The sequence below is a fragment of the Paenibacillus sp. JL3B1040 genome, assembly GCF_057063165.1.
This window is the reverse complement of the sequence record NZ_CM169317.1, coordinates 2,740,606-2,761,699: the sequence shown is the minus strand read 5'-3', so window position 1 is coordinate 2,761,699 and position 21,094 is coordinate 2,740,606. Positions and strand designations below refer to the sequence as shown.

General features: G+C 52.8%; 20 protein-coding genes. 6 read left to right on the top strand and 14 right to left on the bottom strand.

Annotated features, from left to right (window positions below):
* Positions 1-240 precede the first annotated feature (240 nt).
* The 3 genes from ACZF99_RS12390 to ACZF99_RS12380 all read right to left on the bottom strand — a co-directional run bounded on the left by ACZF99_RS12390 (position 241) and on the right by ACZF99_RS12380 (position 2,098).
* A complete protein-coding gene (locus ACZF99_RS12390; protein ID WP_483612197.1) occupies positions 241-351 on the bottom strand; it encodes a DUF3502 domain-containing protein in 111 nt (36 codons plus the stop codon).
* Positions 352-416: 65 nt separating this feature from the next.
* Complete coding sequence (locus ACZF99_RS12385; protein ID WP_483612195.1) at positions 417-1,835, bottom strand: glycoside hydrolase family 1 protein; 1,419 nt, start codon at positions 1,833-1,835, stop codon at positions 417-419.
* 98 nt (positions 1,836-1,933) lie between these two features.
* A complete protein-coding gene (locus ACZF99_RS12380) occupies positions 1,934-2,098 on the bottom strand; it encodes a hypothetical protein (protein ID WP_483612193.1) in 165 nt (54 codons plus the stop codon).
* A gap of 367 nt (positions 2,099-2,465) precedes the next feature.
* Between ACZF99_RS12380 and ACZF99_RS12375 the strand changes: the two genes are divergently transcribed.
* A complete protein-coding gene (locus tag ACZF99_RS12375) occupies positions 2,466-4,520 on the top strand; it encodes a GxGYxYP domain-containing protein (protein ID WP_483612191.1) in 2,055 nt (684 codons plus the stop codon).
* An 88-nt stretch (positions 4,521-4,608) separates the two neighbouring features.
* Here ACZF99_RS12375 and ACZF99_RS12370 read toward each other — a convergent pair whose 3' ends face one another.
* The 4 genes from ACZF99_RS12370 to ACZF99_RS12355 form a co-directional block, all read right to left on the bottom strand.
* A complete protein-coding gene (locus tag ACZF99_RS12370; RefSeq protein ID WP_483612189.1) occupies positions 4,609-6,540 on the bottom strand; it encodes an FtsX-like permease family protein in 1,932 nt (643 codons plus the stop codon).
* Positions 6,537-7,292, bottom strand: a complete 756-nt coding sequence (locus ACZF99_RS12365) for an ABC transporter ATP-binding protein (RefSeq protein ID WP_483612187.1) — start codon at positions 7,290-7,292, stop codon at positions 6,537-6,539. The genes ACZF99_RS12370 and ACZF99_RS12365 overlap by 4 nt, the downstream gene beginning before the upstream one ends.
* Positions 7,293-7,390: 98 nt before the next feature.
* A complete protein-coding gene (locus ACZF99_RS12360) occupies positions 7,391-8,398 on the bottom strand; it encodes a sensor histidine kinase (protein ID WP_483612185.1) in 1,008 nt (335 codons plus the stop codon).
* Positions 8,395-9,087 carry a response regulator gene (locus ACZF99_RS12355; protein ID WP_483612687.1) on the bottom strand — a complete coding sequence of 231 codons (693 nt, stop codon included), beginning with the start codon at positions 9,085-9,087 and terminating at the stop codon, positions 8,395-8,397. The genes ACZF99_RS12360 and ACZF99_RS12355 overlap by 4 nt, the downstream gene beginning before the upstream one ends.
* A gap of 169 nt (positions 9,088-9,256) precedes the next feature.
* Here ACZF99_RS12355 and ACZF99_RS12350 point away from each other — a divergent pair, with 169 nt between their 5' ends.
* On the top strand, positions 9,257-10,447 hold the full coding sequence (locus tag ACZF99_RS12350) for a M14 family metallopeptidase (protein WP_483612183.1): 1,191 nt from the start codon (positions 9,257-9,259) through the stop codon (positions 10,445-10,447).
* 138 nt (positions 10,448-10,585) lie between these two features.
* Positions 10,586-11,488 carry an aldo/keto reductase gene (locus tag ACZF99_RS12345; RefSeq protein ID WP_483612181.1) on the top strand — a complete coding sequence of 301 codons (903 nt, stop codon included), beginning with the start codon at positions 10,586-10,588 and terminating at the stop codon, positions 11,486-11,488.
* A gap of 62 nt (positions 11,489-11,550) precedes the next feature.
* On the opposite strand, the gene ACZF99_RS12340 is transcribed toward ACZF99_RS12345, so the two are convergent.
* The 3 genes from ACZF99_RS12340 to ACZF99_RS12330 all read right to left on the bottom strand — a co-directional run bounded on the left by ACZF99_RS12340 (position 11,551) and on the right by ACZF99_RS12330 (position 14,368).
* Positions 11,551-12,705, bottom strand: coding sequence for a hypothetical protein (locus ACZF99_RS12340; RefSeq protein WP_483612179.1), 1,155 nt, complete (start codon positions 12,703-12,705; stop codon positions 11,551-11,553).
* Between the two features lie 65 nt (positions 12,706-12,770).
* Positions 12,771-13,757 carry a hypothetical protein gene (locus ACZF99_RS12335; RefSeq protein ID WP_483612177.1) on the bottom strand — a complete coding sequence of 329 codons (987 nt, stop codon included), beginning with the start codon at positions 13,755-13,757 and terminating at the stop codon, positions 12,771-12,773.
* A complete protein-coding gene (locus tag ACZF99_RS12330) occupies positions 13,718-14,368 on the bottom strand; it encodes an RNA polymerase sigma factor (RefSeq protein WP_483612175.1) in 651 nt (216 codons plus the stop codon). The genes ACZF99_RS12335 and ACZF99_RS12330 overlap by 40 nt, the downstream gene beginning before the upstream one ends.
* A 114-nt stretch (positions 14,369-14,482) precedes the next feature.
* Between ACZF99_RS12330 and ACZF99_RS12325 the strand changes: the two genes are divergently transcribed.
* Positions 14,483-14,989 (top strand): DUF3231 family protein, encoded by a 507-nt coding sequence (locus tag ACZF99_RS12325; RefSeq protein ID WP_483612173.1) that lies wholly within the window; start codon positions 14,483-14,485, stop codon positions 14,987-14,989.
* A gap of 34 nt (positions 14,990-15,023) precedes the next feature.
* Here ACZF99_RS12325 and ACZF99_RS12320 read toward each other — a convergent pair whose 3' ends face one another.
* Positions 15,024-15,719, bottom strand: a complete 696-nt coding sequence (locus ACZF99_RS12320) for a 2-phosphosulfolactate phosphatase (RefSeq protein WP_483612171.1) — start codon at positions 15,717-15,719, stop codon at positions 15,024-15,026.
* A gap of 145 nt (positions 15,720-15,864) precedes the next feature.
* Here ACZF99_RS12320 and ACZF99_RS12315 point away from each other — a divergent pair, with 145 nt between their 5' ends.
* Positions 15,865-17,175 carry an MFS transporter gene (locus tag ACZF99_RS12315; protein WP_483612169.1) on the top strand — a complete coding sequence of 437 codons (1,311 nt, stop codon included), beginning with the start codon at positions 15,865-15,867 and terminating at the stop codon, positions 17,173-17,175.
* A 111-nt stretch (positions 17,176-17,286) separates the two neighbouring features.
* Positions 17,287-18,150: a phosphosulfolactate synthase gene (comA, locus tag ACZF99_RS12310; RefSeq protein ID WP_483612167.1), complete on the top strand. Its 864-nt coding sequence runs from the start codon at positions 17,287-17,289 to the stop codon at positions 18,148-18,150.
* A 62-nt stretch (positions 18,151-18,212) separates the two neighbouring features.
* Here the strand turns inward: comA and ACZF99_RS12305 are convergent, their stop codons facing one another.
* The 3 genes from ACZF99_RS12305 to ACZF99_RS12295 form a co-directional block, all read right to left on the bottom strand.
* Positions 18,213-19,715, bottom strand: a complete 1,503-nt coding sequence (locus ACZF99_RS12305; RefSeq protein WP_483612685.1) for a nitrate/nitrite transporter — start codon at positions 19,713-19,715, stop codon at positions 18,213-18,215.
* A gap of 189 nt (positions 19,716-19,904) precedes the next feature.
* Complete coding sequence (locus tag ACZF99_RS12300) at positions 19,905-20,423, bottom strand: hemerythrin domain-containing protein (RefSeq protein ID WP_483612165.1); 519 nt, start codon at positions 20,421-20,423, stop codon at positions 19,905-19,907.
* 19 nt (positions 20,424-20,442) lie between these two features.
* Complete coding sequence (locus tag ACZF99_RS12295) at positions 20,443-21,090, bottom strand: response regulator (RefSeq protein WP_483612163.1); 648 nt, start codon at positions 21,088-21,090, stop codon at positions 20,443-20,445.
* Positions 21,091-21,094: the final 4 nt, after the last annotated feature.

Genomic DNA, 21,094 nt, shown 5'->3' with positions numbered 1-21,094 from the left:
CGTTCCCTCCCTTGCGCCATCCAAAGTTGTCTATATCCATTAAAGTTTCCCCAATGCAACTTTATAGCTCTAGTATATGCCTCATTATGAAAAATGTAAATCTATTTTCTTGCAAATTAAAATCCCCTCTCGTCTTCCCAGAAAAAGAGGCCGAACCGGTCGCGCGACTCCAGGAGTTCACGCCGGTTCAGCCTAACATTTCCTTGCACGTTGGAGCTACAGGTAAGCCTGGTGAAATGGTTAGTCGCCCAACTGGACCTTATAGGCGTCCAGCTGTTTTGGCAGCTCCGCCAGCACTTTATCGTAGCCGGCCAGTTTCAGCTTGCTGCAGAGATACGCCTGAAAACGCATCTCCGTCCCACTCGGAGCAAATATACGGTCCCCAACACTAACCGGGCTTCATACGACGGATCGAGTCAACCTTCAAACAGGCTCTGGCCGTTGGTGCGAATCACTTCCCGGTACCAGTGGAACGATTTCTTCCGATATCTCCCAAGTGTTCCCGAACCGTCGTCATGCCGGTCCACATAGATCAATCCGTATCTTTTCTTCATTTCGGCGGTGGAATTGCTGACCAGATCGATGCATCCCCAAACGAGATATCCCCAGACCTCGACTCCATCGGCAATCGCTTCCGCCACCTGGAGAAGATGCGCCCGCAAATAATCGATCCGGTAATCATCCTCTACCGTAAGCTCCCCCCAATCGTTCGTAACCGGCCGATCCGCTGCACCCAGGCCGTTTTCGACAATAAACAACGGCTTTTGATATCGGTCGTGAAACGCGTTCATGATGTACCGAAGCCCTTGAGGATCGATTTGCCAGCCCCATTCGCTGGACGGAAGATGCGGATTGGGCACGCCACCGAACAAATTCCCTTCGCCTTTGCGCTGTTTCTTCGGATCGACCGTCTCGCATATACTCATGTAATAACTGAAGGAGATGAAGTCGACCGTATGCGCGAGCGTCTCTTCGTCCCCCGGTTCCAGGCGGAGCTCGATCCCGTTTTCCTGAAAGAACCGTCTCATATATCCCGGATAACGGCCGCGTGCGTGAACCTCAAGAAAAAAGGTGTTTTGATGATCGGTATGCATCGCTTGCATCACATCGCCCGGATGCGGCGTTAACGGATAAGTCGGCAAGCTGAGCACCATGCAGCCGATCTTGAAATCGGGGTTGATCTCATGCCCGATCTTCACCGCCGCAGCGCTCGCCACCAGCTCATGATGGATAGCCTGATACAGATCCTGCTGGGTCAGCTCTTCCTTCGGGGTCACGATGCCCCCGCCCATAAACGGATGCTCCAGGATGGAATTAATCTCGTTAAAGGTCAGCCAATATTTCACTTTGTTTTTGTACCGCGCAAACACCGTTCCGGCGAACCGGATATAAAAATCGACCAATTTGCGATTCGTCCATCCGTTGTATGCCTTTGCCAAATGCAGCGGCGTTTCATAATGGGAGAGCGTCACCATGGGTTCGATCCCGTATTTCAGGCACTCATCGAACAGACGATCGTAAAATTGCAGCCCCTTTTCGTTCGGTTCGGCTTCATCCCCGTTCGGGAAGATCCGCGACCAAGCGATCGAGGTGCGGAACGTTCGAAATCCCATCTCGGCGAACAGCTTGACATCTTCCTTGTAACGGTGGTAAAAATCAATCCCGACCAACCGCAGATTGGCTTCGGTCGGCGTTTCGGTCGGCGGCGTCTTCACGCCATGCGGCAGGACGTCTTGGATGGACAAGCCTTTTCCGTCCTCCCGATACGCGCCTTCAAGCTGATTGGCGGCAACGGAACCTCCCCACAGAAATCCCTTCGGAAATTGCAACCCCATAGTTCCCCATCCTTTATACCCGTATCGTAATTTCGCTCCCGGAATCAACATAGGCAAAAACAGGCCTCTCTACGTCCGGAAGAAAGGCCTGTTTTCCGTCAAGTTCGCGCTGCGTCTTGGTCCGCATCCCGATCGTCGGACTCGAATGAGGTGACATCCGGTTGCTCCGGCATGAAACCGGACCGCGTATGCGGGGTCGTATCTTCGTAAATCGTGCGCGCATCTCCATCCGTTTCGATCGGTGCGTGATCGCGATTGGGCATGGCGATTCCCCCCTTTTCGCTGAATAGCGTTTCCTGCGGCTTGGCTTTTCATTCAGCCGAACTTAAATCTGGAAGGCATTCGTCATGTTTCTCAAACCTAAAATGTCATATTTGATATATCGTTAGGCGTGATTTAGTCCTTGCGGGAATTTATTATTCTATTGCGGCAGGGGTCGAAAATTCATATAAACCTAAAATTTTCAATCGATCCATGCGAAGTTTTGTCGAAGGTATTGAAATATATAAATGAATATATTAAATATATCATGAAAGCCTTTCCATTTCACCCATTTCGTCAAGCCAGGAGGTGGATCATCGATCATCACATGTTCTTCGCAACTTATTTTCTAATTAAGAGAGGTGACGAATGATGTTTCGAAAATGGATTGTGTTAAGTTTGGCATTAGTTTGTACATTCACTCTGCCCTTAGGGGCATCCGCGGAGAATTCCGCTCAAGCGGATTTAAACAAGAAGAGCGGCATCGTATGGCCGAAGGATCAGGAGCTTCCCACGTTCGCCAAGGCCAAGCGTTTGGATGTGGCTCAAGTGTACGATGCGCCAGGCGACATCAAAATTCTGCTCACGACGCTTCAAGGCATCGTTAACCGCAAAGAACCGAGAATTTATGTGCAGCAAAACGAGAACGATCCCTGGTTAAACGAGATTCGGGTTCCTTATCGGGTTCATGACGACGCGATAGACATCGTCAAGGCTTATGCCCGAGAGGTAAAGGGCGTGATCGTCTACGATCCGGCCGTACCCGACTCGATCAATGTGGCGACGACGCTTGCCGGTTTGAAAGACGCCGTCGTCGCCAGTCCCGATATGGCTGAAGAACTGACTGCGGCGCCTTATCGTTTGCGCGTGGTCGAGGACCTGCAAGGGAAATTCCAAGATCGGATGGATGCCTACACTTGGCAATATGAGCATTTATGGAGCCAAACGACGAAACGAATGCTGGTTGGCCTCAGCCCGAATACGTCGATCCCGCTTCCTCCGGATAATTTCGCTTCATTCCGGACGATCCTTGCCGAATCGGAGCAAATTCGCGATGCGAGCAACCGGAGATCGTATGACCTTGATTTGTCCGAGTTTTTAGGAGGAGATGCCGTCTACCTGCGGTTTCAGGATGCCTTTACACAGGACGGCTGGGGGCCTGCGGTCCATGAAATCCGCGTGACGGCGGACGGGGAAGAGATCCTTCGCTTCGACACCGGCACGCCGGAAGAGGAACCGTATCTGTATGACCGGCAAGGCTCCAAATTTCTACCGGGCGCCGACCACCGTTTTGCCGACAATGGCAATTATTTCGTGTACGAGTTCATCCCGCCGGCGGGAACCGAGCAACTGACCGTATCCGTTGAAATGTGGAACCAATTCAAAGTCTCCGCCAGCAGCGTGAAGCCGCTCTCCTCGGAGCAAAAGGAGCCGTTCGGTTACCTCCGCGATTACGCGGTTGCCAACAAAGCGATGGTGTTCTGGCTCTCCAGCGGAGTGCCCGAACAAAAGGCGTTGTTCGAACGGATTTTAGCGGACGTTGAGCCGGGGACGCCGTATTTGGGCTGGTTCGATAATGATTTTGAAGGCGAAGTGGCCGGAATCGATCTGACCTCACGTCATGGCGTTTACGTCCTGCCTGCCGACTGGTTCCACAATATGACGGTGCTGTCGGGAACCAAAGCGCAGCCGGCGCCTGCCAACAAGCCGACAACTCCAAAACTGAACAACAAGATTTACGTGACCTTCACGTTTGGTGAAGGCGACAATCTGCAATACGATCAAAATCATATGCGCAATCTGTGGGATGATCCCGCACGCGGTCAAGTACCGATCAACTGGACGGCCAGCCCGCTTCTTTATGATGCGGCGCCGGCGATTTTGGGCTACTACCAGTCAACCGCAACGAAGAACGACCAACTGGTCGCCGGGCCGTCGGGAGCCGGTTACTTCAGCCCGCAGGTTTGGCCGGAGGAAAGCTTTGCCCGGTTCATGAAAGATTCCTACCCCTACTTGAAAAAATCCGGCATGTCGTATCCTTACGTGCTGAACCGCGAAGTCGCCTTGGACGTTCCACTCACGGGTTCCAAAGCGGAGGCCTACGTGAAATATTTGAAAGTACCGGGCCTGTTCCTCGGAGGCGGAGATAAGATGGGCGTAGAAATCGTCAACGGTAATTTGCCCGTGTCCTATCTTCGCGGCACCTCCACCGTCCAGGACGGGATCAACATCTTAAATGAGTTCAAATCCGCTTGGGACGGGAACTCTCCGACGTTTATTTCCGTGGGGATCAACGCCTGGAGCATGAAACCGTCGGACGTGGTGGCCATCACGGAATCGCTCGGACCGGAATTTGAAGTCGTGCTGGCAGATTCTTACTTTGCACTTGTTCGTGAAGCTTACGGGCTTCCGAAGAAACCTTAATCTTAATCGACCGAATCAACCAACAAAACAAGGCGGGTCGCCCCAAAATGGGCGATTCCGCCTTGTTTGCGCTTAGAATTCCCTCGCGTTACAGCGATTCCTTAATCACTCGCTTGTAAAACAAGACCGACAGCAAACCAAAGATAGAATATAAAACCGTATAGATCAACATCACCAGAATCATCGGCGTCCACAGCTCCGTTCCGAACAAGAACCAGCCGGATCTGACGGCAAAATAACTGTGCGATAAGCCGACGGCCAGCGGAATGCCGAAGTTGAATACCTGCTTGAACTGGATGCCGCGGAGCAGGTTGCCCGGCGTAAATCCAAGCTTCCTCAGGATCGTATAGCTCGGCTTCTCCTCTTCCCCTTCGCCCATTTGCTTGAAATACAGGATGCAGCCCGAAGTGATCAGGAAGGTCAATCCCAGGAATCCGACGATGAACATGATCAATCCCATATTGCTCTTCTGGTCCATGATGATCTGGAATTGGGACATCGCGCCGGCACGCTCATCGAAGCCCGTGTCATGAAAGATCCGGTTCGCCCGCTCCAAGAAATCGGGATTCGTCACGTCGATCCCGTAATAATACGGGGACCTGATTTGGAGCCCCGGATCTGCATCCTCGACTAAACGCTCAAAAACCGTATGATCGACGATCAGCGACGGCATGACCGAGGAAAATGACATCGACACGACGGCATCTTTGATCGTCTCGATCACGGTCACTTGCACCACTTCCGCACGGCCCGTTAGAATCACGTCTCCCCGATTCTTGAGTCCCATGAATTGCTCCATAGCATTACTCGAACCGGCGAACAGTGCTTCCTCCGGATCCAGATCCACGCCCTCGACCTCTTGTTCGTCAACGACGGCCAGCGTGACGCCCTCTTCCGCCTCCGGAATGTTGCCGAAAATCTGTGATATATCGGCCTTTGCCGTAAGCACCCGGCGCTGGGTTTTACGCGTATCGATCCCGGCATTGGCCAAAGCTTGCTCGAATGCGGATACGTCCACGGGATCCATTAACGCGAAATGATTCGGTACGGTTTGTTCGGCCGATTTTTCCGTCGAATAATATGAGATATAACTGAGCGACAACAATCCGATCGCCAGCGCCGATACGGTCGTGATGATCGTCAGCAGCAGCGCGTTCGATTTCATCCGGAACATAATCGAGGATAGCGACAACACCTCATTCAGGGAAAGGTAGCCGCCTTTGGCTTTACGAACGAGATTAAAGATAAAACTGACGGATCCTTTATAAAACAGATACGTCCCGATGATCACCGACCCTAAAATCAGGATCATCGCCAGGAACAACCCCTTCATCTCGGTATACTCGCCGCTGAACAGATCCGCCGATATCCGGTAGCCGAAGAGAATCAAGCCGATTCCCAGAACGCCGATGACAATTTCGGACAACGGCATTTTGCGGTAGGTATTCTCCGTTGTGGACGTCACTCGGAACAGCGACAGGATGCTTTGACGTTTGATGAACATATAGTTCATCAGCATGATCAGCAGGTAGATCGCCGCAAAGACGACAACAGTCTGCACCAGCGCTAGTGAAGAGAACCGCAGCTTCGCCTCGGCGTCCACGCCGATGATCCGGAACAGAATCATGAGCAGCAGCCGAGAGCAGGAAAACCCGACGAACATGCCGATCAGCATCGATCCGAAATAAAGAATCAGATTTTCGCTGCTGAGGATACGAAAGATTTTCCCTTTCGTTAACCCGATTAATTGAAACAGTCCGATCTCCTTGCTTCGCCGTTTAATGAAGATGGTATTGGCATAGAGCAAGAAAATCGCGACAATCGCGACGAGCAGCACCGAAGCCGCGGCCAGCCCGGCAGCGCCCTTCACGGAACCCTTTATCTCATCCAGCGCCGGATCGTACTGTAACGTGACGAACGCGAAATAGAGCCCAACGCTGAATACCAAGGCAAATACATACAGGTAATAGTTTTTGAGATTTTTCTTCAAATTCCGGTAAATCAGATGGGTCAAGCTCATTCCTGCACCCCGCCCAACACGCCCTGCGCCTTGATGATGTCGTTGAAGAACGCCTGACGCGGCTCATCGCCTTTATTTAACTGCGAATAGATTTGTCCGTCCTTAATGAAGACGACGCGGCTGGTGTAGCTCGCCGCCACCGGATCGTGGGTGACCATAATGATCGTAGCCGAGATTTTGCGGTTCAGCTCGCTGAGCTTGTTCAGCAAATCGGACGCCGACTTCGAATCTAGCGCACCTGTCGGTTCATCGGCAAAAATAATGCTCGGATCATGGATGAACGCCCGCGCCGCCGACGTCCGCTGCTTTTGCCCGCCCGAGATTTCGTTCGGGTATTTGTCCTTGATATCGTAGATGCCCAGCTCGGTGGCGATCGCCTGAAACTTATGATCAGCCGCTTTGCGGGAGACGTTTTGGATCGAGAGCGGCAACAGAACGTTTTCTTTGACCGTTAACGTATCCAGCAAGTTGTATTCCTGAAAAATAAAGCCGAGATGGGATTTGCGGAATTCGGCCAGTTCCTTCTCCTTCAGCCCCGTAAACTCTTTGCCTTCGATCTTAATGCTGCCGAGGCTGACCTTGTCGATGGAAGACAGCACGTTTAATAAGGTTGTCTTGCCGGAGCCGGACGCCCCCATAATGCTGACGAACTCGCCCTTCTCCACGTTCAGGTCAATCCCCTTCAACACTTCCTGACGATTGAATTTGTTGCCGTAGCTTTTATGGATTTTGCTGGCTTCGAGTATCGCCATGATTGATCCCTCCTTTGTCCTGCCCTAATCTTAGCTCAACCGGGATGAGCATTTCCTGCGATTCGCCGAACAAAGCAACCGGGCATGTGACAATATCGTCACATGCCCAGCGTACGGACGTAGCCATTGCTTCTTGGAAAATGCAACGTAAAAGCGGTGCCTTCGCCGGGCAACGATTCGACGCGAATGCGAATCGACAGGGAATCCGCCGCTTTCTTCGCCAAATATAACCCCATTCCGGTAGCCGCTTGATCCTCATGATTTATCGTGGAGGTGAACCCCTTATCGAAGATGCGCGTCAAATCCTTGGCGTCGATCCCCCTCCCTTTGTCGCGGATTCTAAGCCAGACCCGGCCATCCGGCCTAAATCCCGATTCCACTGCGATGTCGGAGGCTTCACTGTATTTCACGGCATTGGTCAAGAGCTGCCGAACGATGAACGCCAGCCATTTGGCATCCGTAAGTACCTCCTGGACAACTAGGTTAACATCAAAGCCGATGCCTTTCTGCAAGCACCACGCTTGCAATTCCCGAATTTCTTGAAACAGCAGCGGCTCCAGCTTCACCTGTTCGATGTAGAGATCGTTTTCGATGAACGGGATCCGCTTCTGGTGCAGTTGGCGGTCCAGCAGAAGGTGTATGCGCAGCCATTCCAGCCGCAGTTGCTCCTTCAACGGCTCGTCGCCCATCCGGTCGATCATCAGCCGCATGGCGGTGAGCGGCGTTTTAACCTCGTGAATCCAGGACATCAGCTCGTCCTTCTCCTCTTCCAGTTGGGCAACGAGCTGCGACGTTTCTTTGCGGAACTTGTCCGTCTGCTCGTTTAACCGGTCCATGACGACGCCTTCAAGCGGGCTTTCCGGCGCAGCGATCGCATTCAGATCGTACGTGTCGTCCCAGGCCGCCAGACTTTGATAGAAGCGGGTTTCCTTAGGATAGCGAATCAGCAGAAACGCTCCAAACAATAACAGAGACAAAAAAACGACGTACACCATCGGCATGAACGGAATGGCCGTGTCAACCGCAGCGACGAACAGGAGCAGCACCTGCAAGGCGAGCACGAGCACGATCCAGCTTAAGCGTTCGCGCAAGTATTTTCCAATCATAGAACCTGGACCTCTTCCGTTGCCATATACCCTTGTCCTACTTTCGTTTCGATGTAAGCACCGAGCCCGAGCTCCTCCAGCTTTTTGCGCAGCCGATTCACGTTCACCGTCAAGGTATTGTCGCTCACAAAATGCTCGTTGTCCCACAAACTGCGGATCAGCTCCTGGCGGCTGACGATGCGGTTTTTCTGCTCTACCAGCAGCTTGAGGATCAGCATCTCGTTTTTCGTTAACTCGATCGTTCCCCGCTCCGTCGCGATGGTGTTCCGGCCATATTCGATCGTCGCTCCGCGCCAGGTCCTCAGCTCGACGCGTTCCGTATTGTAATTGTACACACGGCGCAGCGTAGCCTGGATTTTGGCAATCAGCACCTCGAAATGGAACGGCTTCTGGACGAAATCATCCGCGCCTAATTGCATGGACATCACCATGTCGGTCGGATGATCGCGCGAGGACAGGAAAATGATCGGTACGTTGGAATGGGCACGGATCTGGCGGCACCAATGAAAACCGTCGAATTTGGGCAACTGAATATCGATCAGGACCAGATCCGGGCGGATCCTCGTGAATTCCTGCAGAACGCTGCCGAAATCCTGAACGCCATGCACCCCGTAGGACCACTGCTGCAGACGTTCCCGAATTTCTTGAAACAACGACGGATCGTCCTCAATTAACATGATTTGAAACAAACGGATCACCACATTTTCGGATTCTTTACTTCATCCAGTGTAATGGAAAACGGGTCGTTGTGCTATCCTTCCGTTAAATCGCCGTCCGCTGGCGAATTCCTTTTGGCATGGAGCTCGCTCCCTCCTACATAGGCTGTTATAAGGCAATAATGTGCAGGAGGGATGAGTTATGCGTATACAGGTGCGCCCGGGGGATACGTTATGGCATTACAGCCAGATCTTTCAACTGCCGCTGCAGTTGATCGCGGATTCCAACCCGGGCCTTCAAGCCGAGAGTCTGAGCGCGGGCCAGACCATCCGCATCCCCGGTTTTGTGTCCAGCGAATACCGGGTCAAAGCCGGGGACTCCATTTGGAAGCTGTCCAGGGACCGCGGAGTTCCGATGGATGCGATCCTGCTGCTCAACCAATCGGTGAATCCAAACCAGCTTGCCGCCGGTCAGCCGCTGCAGCTTCCGCTGCGGGTTACCTGGTTCGTGGTCGACATCCGCAAACCGTACGATTACGCCGCATTGCGGGACGATTTGAACCGATTGATGGACATCTATCCGTTTATAGCCTTCCGGAATATCGGGAATACGGTCATGAACAAGCCTATCCCCGAACTGCGCATCGGAAAAGGCGGTAAATCGGTGCATGTCAACGGGGCTTTTCATGCGAATGAATGGATCACGACGCCGGTGTTGATCAAATTTCTGAACCAGTATCTGCTTGCTCTGACGAACAGCGGCCCGATTCGCGGTCTGCAAATGTGGCCTTATTACGAAGGGGTTACCTTCTCGATGGTGCCTATGGTGAACCCGGACGGCGTAGACCTCGCGCTTCACGGATTGCCGCCCGAAGAGCCCTACCGCAGCAACGTGCTGGCTTACAACGGCGGCAACACCGATTTCCAGGGGTGGAAAGCCAATATCAACGGAGTTGACTTGAACGACCAGTTCCCGGCGCTATGGGAGCGCGAGGTTGCCCGGAATCCGGTGGAACGCGGCCCCCGGGATTTTCCGGGCACCGCTCCGCTGACCGAACCCGAAGCGATCGCCATGGCCAACCTAACCCGGGAAAGCAACTTTGCCCATGTGCTCGCTTTCCATACCCAAGGCGAGGTCATTTACTGGGGCTTCGAAAACCGCGAGCCGGCTTATGCCGAAACGATGGCGAACGAATTCGCCCGGGTCAGCGGGTACGAGGCGATCCGCAACGTGGAAAGCTATGCCGGATTTAAGGATTGGTTCATCTATGATTTTCGGCGTCCCGGGTTTACCATCGAGCTGGGAACCGGCGTCAACCCGTTGCCGTTATCGCAATTCGACGAGATTTATGAGGAAAGCTTGGGGATCTTGCTGGCCAGCTTGTATATGTAAATTAACGCGGGGCCTTCCGAGAACAACGGAGAGTCCCGCGTTATTTTTCATTGCTAATGGAGCTTCTGTAAGATTCCAGATGTTCGAGGGTTGGTTTATAATAGAATGACCACTATGAATGATAAGGAGTACATAAAAATGAAAATGAACCGATTGGGCTCCTCCGACCTGATGGTCAGCGAAATCGGACTGGGCTGCATGTCGCTGGGGACGGAGGAGTCGAAGGCGATTGCCCTGATCCATGAGGCGCTGGACCGGGGCGTCAATTTTCTCGATACCGCCGATTTATACGATGCCGGAACCAATGAAGAAATCGTCGGCAAGGCAATCCAGGGACGCCGGAATCGCGTGATCTTGGCGACCAAAGTCGGCAACCGCCGGATTCCCGGCCAAGACGGCTGGAGTTGGGATCCGTCCAAGGCGTATATCCTGTCGGCGGTCAAAGACAGCCTGCGCCGGCTCGGCACGGATTATATCGATCTGTATCAACTCCACGGCGGGACGATCGAAGATCCGATCGAGGACACGATTGAAGCGTTTGAACAACTAAAGCGGGAAGGCGTCATCCGCGAATACGGAATTTCTTCGATTCGTCCGAACGTGATACGGGAGTATGTCTCCCGTTCTTCGATCGTCAGCGTCATGAATCAATACAGCATGCTGGACCGGCGCGGTGAGGAGACCGTGTTTCCCCTGCTTCAGGAGCATCGGATCAGCGTGATCGCCCGGGGTCCGTTAGCCAGCGGAGCGCTGGCAGCTAACCGCGAACCGGCCAAAGGCGTGCTGGATTACGAGCTGGACGAGCTGCTTGAGCTGCGCCGGAAGCTGCAGGAGCTGGAAACGCCGGAACGCAGCTTGACCCAACTGGCGATCCGCTATTCGCTTGCCCATCCGGCGGTGGCCGTGGCCATTCCCGGAGCCAGCTCGCGCGACCAGTTGCTGCGGAATCTTGCCGCGGCGGACCTTCCCGAGCTACGCGCCGAGGAAGTTGAGCTGATTCGCAGCTTAAGTAAAGCAAATCGTTATACGTTGCACCGTTAATCCGCATAAAAAAGCAGGCCTTAAGGATACCAAACGGCCTGCTTTTTTATGCGGGATTTACGTTATTTTACGGGGTCCCATTCAATCCCCCAGTCGGAAACCAGTCGGTTGAGCACATTGGCTTGCAGATATAGCCGATCCCCAATCACCTTCGAGTTCGAGCGGTCAATTTGAAAGGACTCGGTCCCCGTTGAAACGGTATACCGATAGGATTTCATATCGCTTCCCGAGCTCCGCTCCATTTCCCAACTCAAACTTTCGCAGACGGGGCGAACCGGAATATACAACTTTCGGTCGAGTCCAAAAAAGACGAACGGCAAAGCGATTTTCGTGCCGTTTACCGTCAAATGGGCCTCCCCTTCTTGAACGTACTCCAGCGTTTTCACCGGCAGTTGATCGGCTGCCAAATCATTCGGCACTTCAGGTGCTTTCGTCCCGGCCGAATCTTGCAATCGGTCATAAAAAGCTTTAACCTCTTGATCGGTTACGCTCCGGACCTTACGGGTGTGAACATCGTATAAATTCGGCTGCCGGGCAGGCTCGTTATAAGCCAGCAGAAGCTGTCCCCGCTGCTCGTCATAACCCAGCAAAGAAGCAAGCAACAATCGTTGCGTTTCCAGCGTATCGGGGTTCAGGCGGACGATTTCATTCTGCTTGGCCGTTTCGCTGTACCGCTCCATCAAGAGAGAACCGTCCGGAAGCCAATAGGTTACGGGCCATTCCCCGCGATCCGAGACCTGACGGATCACGCCGTTCTGATTATTTTTCAGAAACAGGGCGACCCGCTTGGAATAACCCTCGTAATAAATCACCTTTCGAATCCCGAACTTCCCGCTTGGCGAATGCTGATACCCCGTCTTCCCCACCAACCGGTCCCCGGCCGTGTCCAGGTAGACTTCGCCGAACGGCGGCGGGTTTAATCCTTGCGTCAGTACATGCACATAGGGACTCATTTCGTCGCCCCACAGCTCGCTGACGGTATCGGGAAGCACATACCAAGTCCCGTCCGCCGTCCGGGACAAGACCTTCCGCTCCAATTTGCCGCCATCTGTCGGTAAATAGGCATTATAGTAAGCCTCCTTCGTATCCGGGTTCGTATAGGCGTGGTAAAACTCCGCCTCTGCGGCAGCAACCGGGTTCGCGGTCATGATCCAGGCGAGCGTTGTCGCCAACGCGCCGTATACCGCCGGCCGCAGCCGAATTTTGCCTAACTTCATACTCGTTTCTCCTTTCTCGCTCATCTACCAAATATAGACGGCGAATCCGGGAGAAAGTTACGATATTATAATCCATCTCGAATTAATTCTTCGGCCAGAAGGAGCAGTTCTTCCTTTGAAAGCACCCGCCCGCCATGGGTCGTCAACATATAATAAGCGTCCTGCTTTTCGTTATACCAACTAAGGTAGTGATAGCTGACTTCTTTCCGATCCACGTCATTGTAAATTACGGTCCGCCCTTCCACTTGGAAGGTTTCCGTATGATTCTCCGGCTCCTGGAAAACGGTCATATCCCCCCCATGCAACAGGTTGGCGCTTAACCCGATATGAGCCGTCCCGAGAGTATACTTGCCATAGACGGAAGCCGCCTCCGACCATGGAACAGTTTGGCTAAACACCCGTGTTCCCGTCGCACCCTCCGCCTCCGAGATTAACTCACCCAATACCTTTTGATAAAAAGGTGACGTATTCAGTTGCTGCGATGTTGGATAATTGGGCCACAATATCCCATAATCGAGCGGATAACCGGCCACGCTTTCCGGCAGCTGCGGTGCGCCCGTTCGTTTCATTTCTTTTAGAAATGCAGCATAAGAGGTCCAGCGTTTTTCTTGATAAGCGAATTGCAGTTTCTTCCTCGGATCGGAATCGGAGGACGCCGGACTCGGGTTATTCGGGTTATCTCTGACGTAGTAGGCGACAAGCTCCCCAGGCTCTGCCTTCTTCAGTGCTTGCTGCTCGAAGTTGTTGTACGCTGCAGGTTCCGGTTTACGTTCCGGTGCCGCATACTGTACTTTGACTTGCCCCGCCGCATTGCGAATTTGAATATACTCCGATGCCGCATATGCAGTGACGGAGATCAGCAGCAGCATAAGCAACCCGGCCGCCGCCCCGGTTGGGCTCAGGAGCTTCCAGGTATGCCGTTTTCGTACCGGCGTCACCCCTTCAATCCTTGCCATGACCCGTTGTGTCACCTCGATCCTCGGAAGCTGTTCCATTCGGCCTTCGACTCGAATCAGATTTTCGAATTCAAGGCGGTTTCCGTTTCGCAACATGCAATTTCCTCCTCCTCTTTATCCGCGGATATGGCCGTTTGCAGCTTGCGCTGTATCCGTTTCATCCGTTTATGTAACGCATTGGAGCTGAGCCCCAAAATTTCGCTCATTTCAGTAAATGAACGCTGCTCCATAACGCGAAGCACTACCATGTTGCGTTCCTCCAACGATAATTGCTTCAATGCCCGCTCAACCGGGTAGCTGTATAATCGCCCCTCGATCTCTTGCTCCGCGCTTGCTGCGGTAAGGATCGGCTTAAAGTGCCCAAGCCATTTCCGGTGCAGACGTTCTCTTCGCAGCAGGTTGTAACAATGGTTCATTGCAATCCGGTACAACCACGCGGAGAAATTCACGGTGGGCTTGTAACTATGAATCGCGCGGTAAGCTTTGACAAAGACATCCTGAACCGCATCCTCCGCATCGCAGTGATTTCCAAGCAACCGACAGCAATAGCGGAAGATTTGCTGCTGAAATTGGTCGACGATCGGTGCGAACGACTCCTTGTCCCCTTGTTGCACGCGAGCGACCAGCGCTTCGATGAAGGCTTGCTCCCTTCCTTGTTCCCGTTCCGTTTTACACCCCTCCTTGCCTTTAACTACACTATATAACAAATGACTTGCTGCAAAAGTGCCTAGTTGGCCACACAAATCTTCATCATATAACCTCCCATCCGGAGACATACTACACATAGCAAGGAAATTTGACGAAGCAAAGGAGAAATCTTCATGGGTGTGTTAGACGGCAATCCGAAGCACGAGCCGATGCATTACGGCGAAATATTTACCGTTTGGGAAAGTTCGATGGCGGCCAAGATGATCTTGTCCTGCTACCAGCTGTTCACGTATCATGCCGGTGACAAAGATTTGAAAGAGATCCTGAAGGATTTGATGGATCAAGCCAAGCTGGAGATTAAAGAATTGGACAAGCTGTTAACGGATAATGGGATCACCCCATCCCCAATGCTGCCGGAGCGGCCGGAAGTGAAGCTGGAGGATATCCCGCCGGGTGCCAGATTTGCCGATGCGGAAATCGGGGCGAAAATCGCCATGGACACTGCCGCTTCATTGACCGGCTGCAGCGGAGCCATGGGGTTATCGATCCGGGAGGATATCGGTGCATTGTTTGCCAAATACCATGCGACGAAAACCGCGCTGGCATTAAGAATTCTGCGCATGAGCAAAGACAAAGGCTGGCTCGTTCCTCCGCCGCTGCAAGTCAAAAAGCCGGAGTAGGCACAAAAAAGGGAGAATCCTTCGCGATTCTCCCTTAATAAATGTTCTCCCGTTCAACAACAGGGATTCCGCCACGGGTAATCACCTTCATCACAAAACCGGCGAGGCGCTCCCGCAAGCAAAGCTCGAGATCCTCGGGGAAAAACGCCGGCTGCTCCGGATCCCAAAATTTGGCCGCCGCCTCTGACCCGCGTATCCGCTCCAAGGTTTGCGCCGCCGTTGGCCTTCCGTCCCCGCGCAAGATCCCGGCGATATATTCGGCGCAGGCCAGATCATCATCGCCCGTCGGATGCGACGCGACCAAATGCAACGCAAGCTCGGAACTGGCACTCATAAGCCGACTTTTGATCCATGCCGCCGTCGTTGCCGCATTGGAAAACCCCGTAACGAAAACATGCTTGGCATTGAGCGAGTTCAAAGCGGCTTCCACGCCGTTCGTCGTTTTTTGAATCAACGTTTTTCCGGTCAGGTCGACTTGCGCGATCCGAGCAGGCGAATTGTCCAAATCAAACCCCGGAATGGGCAAGCCATTGATCTCTCCCGCCAGCAAGCAATCCGGATCGTCCCGTTTGAAGCGAAACGCCTCTTCCAGCGAACCGGCCAAAACAATTCTTCTTGCTCCCCGAATAAAAGCGTAATGCGCCACCGTAAAGGCCCGGATCACATCGATCACCACATGGACCTCCGCATCCGGCAGCCGGTGGTTATTCCCCTGTACAATTTGGATCATGTTTCCCCTACCCTTCTGCTTTGAACACTATCAGCTTATGCCCGATAGGTGGTGCGCCGTGCAAATCGATGCATACCCGATTTCCGAATGACAAATAATGAACGTATTCTTTGTGTTCCGAATTCAACGTTGAGGAGCTAAACCCATGGATAACACCAAAACGCGGAAAAGGCTGCAAATCACGTTCCAAAGCGACATTTCCCTGCCCGAGCAGGAATCGGCCGAACGGAACGACCCCAAGGCGGAAACCTCGGAAAAGAGCGGTTCTAAAGGCCGGATATGGGAATTTATGGCCATTGCTACAATCCCCATCGTGCTGGTGTTCGGCAATTCGATGCTGGTGCCCGTTCTTCCGGAAATGCAGCGGCAGTTGGAAATCAGCAAGTTTCAAAGCAGCTTGATCATTTCGATTTTCTCTTTGGCCGCAGGCGTATTCATTCCGGTGATCGGTTACCTGTCCGACCGGTTTGGCCGCAAGAAAATCATGATACCGGCTTTGATCGTCTACGGGAGCGCCGGGCTCTTGGCCGGTTTCGGCGCGATTTGGGACTCCTACGCCATTATCATCACGGCGCGGGCCATTCAAGGAATGGCGGCGGCGGGAACGGCGCCGATTGCGATGGCGCTGGTAGGGGATTTGTACAAAGGCGGGACGGAAAGCAAAGCCCTGGGATTGATCGAAGCCTCGAACGGCGTCGGCAAGGTGCTGAGCCCGATCATCGGGTCTTTGCTGGTGCTGATTGTTTGGTATGCTTCCTTTTTCGCATTCCCCGTGTTTTGCGCTTTATCGCTGCTGGCCGTTCTGTTTCTAATCAAGGAACCCAAGCTGGGCGAAAAACAGCCTTTGAAGGCGTATATCCATAAAATCGGCCAAATCTTCCGCAAAAAGGGGAGCTGGCTCATCACTTCCTTTTTCGCCGGTTCTTTGGGCCTGTTTATTTTATTCGGGGTTTTGTTTTACTTGTCCAATACGTTGGAGGAAGCTCCCTATAACATTGACGGAGTCTTAAAGGGCGCGGTATTGGCGATCCCCCTGCTCGGCATGGTCATCACTTCTTATACGACGGGCAGCTTGATCAAGAAGAAGGGGCTGCTGATCCGCTGGCTGATGAACATCGGGCTGGTCATGATGACGTTGGCGCTGGCCGCGACGATTTTCTTTTTCGAGAACATTTATGTATTTATCGGACTATTGACGGTCAGCAGCATCGGTACCGGCTTGCTTCTGCCTTGTTTGAACACAATGATTACCGGCGCGGTGCAAAAAAGCGAGCGCGGCATGATTACGTCGCTTTACAACAGCCTGCGTTTTTTGGGCGTTGCCTTTGGTCCACCCCTGTTCGGATGGATGATGGACATCTCCGACCGCGTCGTGTTTATCACGGTGTCCTCTTTATCTCTGGTTGCGTTGGGACTGGTCTTTTTTCTGATCAAACCTCCTCGCCAAATCAACTGATTCTTTCACCATTATTTGTTAATTCATGGGCACCCGCCGCATCGGATTTGCATATGATGCTTATGTCATCGGTGAAACGATAAGTTAACAAGGAAACGAGGAGATTCCAGTATGAAGAGTACCTTACGTGCCGTATGGCCTGCCGAGCTGTTTGATCCGAGCGGACTGCGTCAAACGAACGATCCGGAAGGAAGCCTGCCCGAACTGCAGGTTACCGGTCCCGGCCTGACGATGGTAATCGATAAAGGGCTTGGCCGGAGCGCCTTCACGGATTTCATTGAACTGGCCGCGGATTACGTAAATTGCATCAAATTCGGATTCGGCACGGCCCCGCTCTACAGCACGGAGCTGTTGATGTACAAGATCAATCTTACCAAGCAGCAGGGCATAATGGTGATGCCCGGCGGGACGCTGCTGGAAACGGCGGTTCAACAGGATGTAGTCCCGGACTTCTTCAATACCATCTGCCGGCTTGGCTTTAACGGCATCGAGGTGTCCGACGGCACGATCGATCTGCCTCGCAAACGCCGCACCGAACTAATCCAGGAAGGCAAAAGTCGAGGCCTGCGCGTCGTCACCGAATATGGCAAGAAATTATCCGGTTCTTTGATCGATGCGACCCATCTCGCGGAAACCCAGGAAGCCGATCTCGAAGCCGGAGCCGAGCTGATGACCGTGGAAGCGCGCGAATCGGGGATGGGCGTCGGCATATTCGATGATCATGGCGAATGCCGCCAGGACATATTGGACAATATCCTCAAATTCGTGCCGGATACGAAGCGGCTCATGTGGGAAGCTCCGCTTAAACAGCAGCAAGTACTATTGCTGCGTAAATTCGGGGCGGGCGTGCACCTGGGCAATATCCAGCCGCAGGATATTCTGTCGCTCGAAACGATGCGGCGGGGACTCCGTCAGGATACGTTCGAGTTCGGCATCCGCCAGAAGCCGGCCGAAGAGTGTATCTATGTAATCTAAATCTTTGTTCGGCACGAAAAAAAAGCGATTAAACAGCCCGCCTGTTTAATCGCTTTTCGATCTTATTTATTCGCTTTGGCTTCCGGCAGTTCGGAGAACGTTCCGACATAGCGGATATCCTCCCCCGTTTCGTCCCTCACGGCGCTGATATTCAGCCATTGCAAATACACCTCGCCGTTTTTGCGCTTGTTCCAGATTTCGCCCTGCCACATGCCGGTTTCTTTAATGCTCTTCCACATCCGCGCATAGAAATCAGGGGCTTGCCGGTCTGTACGCAAAATGCTCGGTTTCCGCCCGACCGCCTCCGCTTCGCTAAATCCGGTTACCGCGGTAAACGCGGGATTCACCGCCACAATCATGCCTTTGGGGTCCGTCACCAGAATGCCCTGCGCCGTATTGTTGAATACCTCCGAGGACAAGCTCAGCTTGTCGGAGTAGATCATCCAGAGCACGAGAATCAAGCTGGCCAAAGCTACCTGCGACAGCAACATGAATCCGATGGCATATTGCCCGGTTACCGAGTGGATATAGGACAACAGCAACGGCGGGAAAAATCCGCCCAGGCCGCCCATCATCGAAACGATCCCATTTACGATCCCGGCCTGCTTGTTAAAGTATTGCGGAACCAGCTTAAAGATAACCCCGTTCCCTGCCCCGGCGACCATCGCGATCACCAAGCAGCCGATCGTATATAGCGTAAACGTCGGGGAGAAGGCCAGCACGATCGCGGCCAACGTGAAGCCCGAAAACACGACGATCAGCAGCATTAAAGCATTAAACCGATCCGCCAGCCAGCCTCCGACCGGACGCATAAACGTCGCGAGAGCGATGAATCCGGCGGTGCGCATTCCCGCATCCACCTTAGTCAACTCAAAGTTCGTGACCAGAAAATTCGGCAGATAGACGGTAAAGGCCACAAAGGAGCCAAACGTGATAAAGTACAGCAGCGAGAACAACCAGAGCTTTTCGTTCTTGTAGACACCTTTGATTTGTTCCATCAAGGCTGTTTTCACCTTCGGTTCCTTGCGGTCGCCGAAGAAGAGGTTCAGCGCCGCAAAAACCAGCAAGAGGATCAGATACAGCTTGACGGTCATCGACCAGCCGATTTGCGTCGCTACTACCGGTGCGGAGAACGAAGTCACCGCGGTCCCGAGATTCCCCAAACCGTATACGCCGTTCACAAGACCGTGACGTTCTTTCGGGTAATATTTCGGCAGCGAGGTGACGCCTACGGAAAACACGGCCCCGCCAATCCCGAGAAACAACCCGCCGATGATCAGATCAACGTAAGAATTCGCTTCACTGATGTAATACACCGGAAACAACAGCAAGATGAAGCTGACCAAGAAGACGATCCGCGCCCCTAAAATGTTGGCGTAATATCCGAGCGGAATGCGCAGGACCGAGCCCAATACGACCGGGATTGCCGTGATGATCGCGATCTTATCGGGCGGGATCTCGATATCCTCGCCCATAAACGAGACGAGGGACGAAATAATGACCCAAACGGCAAAACCTACAATCAGATTAAACGTTTGCAGCGGCAATTGAACTTTTTTAATCAAAACGATCACCTTTTCCAAAATGACTTCTGAATGACCATCGATTTCCCCACCCGTATTTTAGCCGATCGGCTTCGGCGCACTGAACAGGGTTTTCCCCATTCGCCGCCGGAAACTCCCTAATCTGCCGGTTTAGACACAAAAAAGCCCATAAGCACCGTTCGATGATTATGGGCTGCTCATTGAATCGGACTATTCAACAATCAGGGTGTAAAGCTCCTTATTCAACTGATCTTGTTCCGCCGGTTTCATCACCTGACCGGTCATCGGAAACAACACGGTTTCTTCTTTGACGAAATGCACGGTCAGAATTTCAAAAGCTTCGCCCGCGTCCCGGGACAAAGCCTTCATCTCCTCCAGCGAAAAATCGCCGACGGCATAATGGAGAAAATGGTCGATATAAGCGAAGATCTCTTCGTGCTCCTGTTCAATTGAAACGATAGGCCCTTGATCATATCCTATATGTTTCCCCAAACGAGGAAAAAAATAAGCCTCTTCTTTCTCGAAATGCCTGCGCAAAGGCGATTTGAAATCGCTCAACAGTTCGCGCAAACGGGCGAATTGCGGCTTAGCCTGTTCCTGCGGATAGCGGTCGTTTTGAAAGTCCAGCACGATGCGATGCCATTCGTTCATTAAACTGGCCAAATACCGATGTTCGTTCTCCAGAACACGCATGGCGGGCGATTCGCTCAGCAGCGCTCCTTGTTCCATGTCACCTCACCAGCTTCCGTTAAAAATCGAGCAGCTTTTTCTTGATGGCATATTCCACCAGCTCGGGTCTTGATTTTAAATTTAACTTTTCCATAATTTTGGCCTTATGCGCCTCTACGGTTTTCACGGAGATGTGCAGCATTTCGGCAATCTCCTTATTGCCGTAGCCCTTGGCGACCAGCGGCAGGATCTCGATCTCGCGGGTGGACAGCAGTTGATACGGGTTGCTTTCATCCGCCTGCTGATCATGGTTCACGAATTCGCGGACAAGGGAAGAAGCCAGCTTCGGATGAATATAGACGCCGCCTTGATGCACCATTCGAATGGCCGAGATGAGCTGCTCATCCGGGGAATTTTTCAGAACGTATCCGCGGGCGCCTTTCTTAAGCACATGAAATAAATATTCCTCGTCATCGTGCATCGTCAGGATGATGATATGGGTATTGGGAAAATCCTCGTGGATTTTGGCCGTCGCGATCAACCCGCTCTCCCCGGGAGGCATGCTGAGATCCATCAGCAAAATGTCGGGCCGGTGTTTCGCCACCATTTTGTACGCCTCAATCCCGTCCGCGGCCGTCGCCACCACTTCCATATCCTCTTGAAAATTGATGATCATTGCAAATCCGCTTCGGACGACGGCGTGATCATCCGCGATTACCACTTTCATAGCC

Coding starts and splice junctions, on each gene's coding strand:
- ACZF99_RS12390 (WP_483612197.1), bottom strand. CDS start 351: ATGCGTTTTCAGGCGTATCTCTGCAGCAAGCTGAAACTGGCCGGCTAC.
- ACZF99_RS12385 (WP_483612195.1), bottom strand. CDS start 1,835: ATGGGGTTGCAATTTCCGAAGGGATTTCTGTGGGGAGGTTCCGTTGCC.
- ACZF99_RS12380 (WP_483612193.1), bottom strand. CDS start 2,098: ATGCCCAATCGCGATCACGCACCGATCGAAACGGATGGAGATGCGCGC.
- ACZF99_RS12375 (WP_483612191.1), top strand. CDS start 2,466: ATGATGTTTCGAAAATGGATTGTGTTAAGTTTGGCATTAGTTTGTACA.
- ACZF99_RS12370 (WP_483612189.1), bottom strand. CDS start 6,540: ATGAGCTTGACCCATCTGATTTACCGGAATTTGAAGAAAAATCTCAAA.
- ACZF99_RS12365 (WP_483612187.1), bottom strand. CDS start 7,292: ATGGCGATACTCGAAGCCAGCAAAATCCATAAAAGCTACGGCAACAAA.
- ACZF99_RS12360 (WP_483612185.1), bottom strand. CDS start 8,398: ATGATTGGAAAATACTTGCGCGAACGCTTAAGCTGGATCGTGCTCGTG.
- ACZF99_RS12350 (WP_483612183.1), top strand. CDS start 9,257: ATGCGTATACAGGTGCGCCCGGGGGATACGTTATGGCATTACAGCCAG.
- ACZF99_RS12345 (WP_483612181.1), top strand. CDS start 10,586: ATGAAAATGAACCGATTGGGCTCCTCCGACCTGATGGTCAGCGAAATC.
- ACZF99_RS12340 (WP_483612179.1), bottom strand. CDS start 12,705: ATGAAGTTAGGCAAAATTCGGCTGCGGCCGGCGGTATACGGCGCGTTG.
- ACZF99_RS12335 (WP_483612177.1), bottom strand. CDS start 13,757: ATGTTGCGAAACGGAAACCGCCTTGAATTCGAAAATCTGATTCGAGTC.
- ACZF99_RS12325 (WP_483612173.1), top strand. CDS start 14,483: ATGGGTGTGTTAGACGGCAATCCGAAGCACGAGCCGATGCATTACGGC.
- ACZF99_RS12320 (WP_483612171.1), bottom strand. CDS start 15,719: ATGATCCAAATTGTACAGGGGAATAACCACCGGCTGCCGGATGCGGAG.
- ACZF99_RS12315 (WP_483612169.1), top strand. CDS start 15,865: ATGGATAACACCAAAACGCGGAAAAGGCTGCAAATCACGTTCCAAAGC.
- comA (WP_483612167.1), top strand. CDS start 17,287: ATGAAGAGTACCTTACGTGCCGTATGGCCTGCCGAGCTGTTTGATCCG.
- ACZF99_RS12300 (WP_483612165.1), bottom strand. CDS start 20,423: ATGGAACAAGGAGCGCTGCTGAGCGAATCGCCCGCCATGCGTGTTCTG.
- ACZF99_RS12295 (WP_483612163.1), bottom strand. CDS start 21,090: ATGAAAGTGGTAATCGCGGATGATCACGCCGTCGTCCGAAGCGGATTT.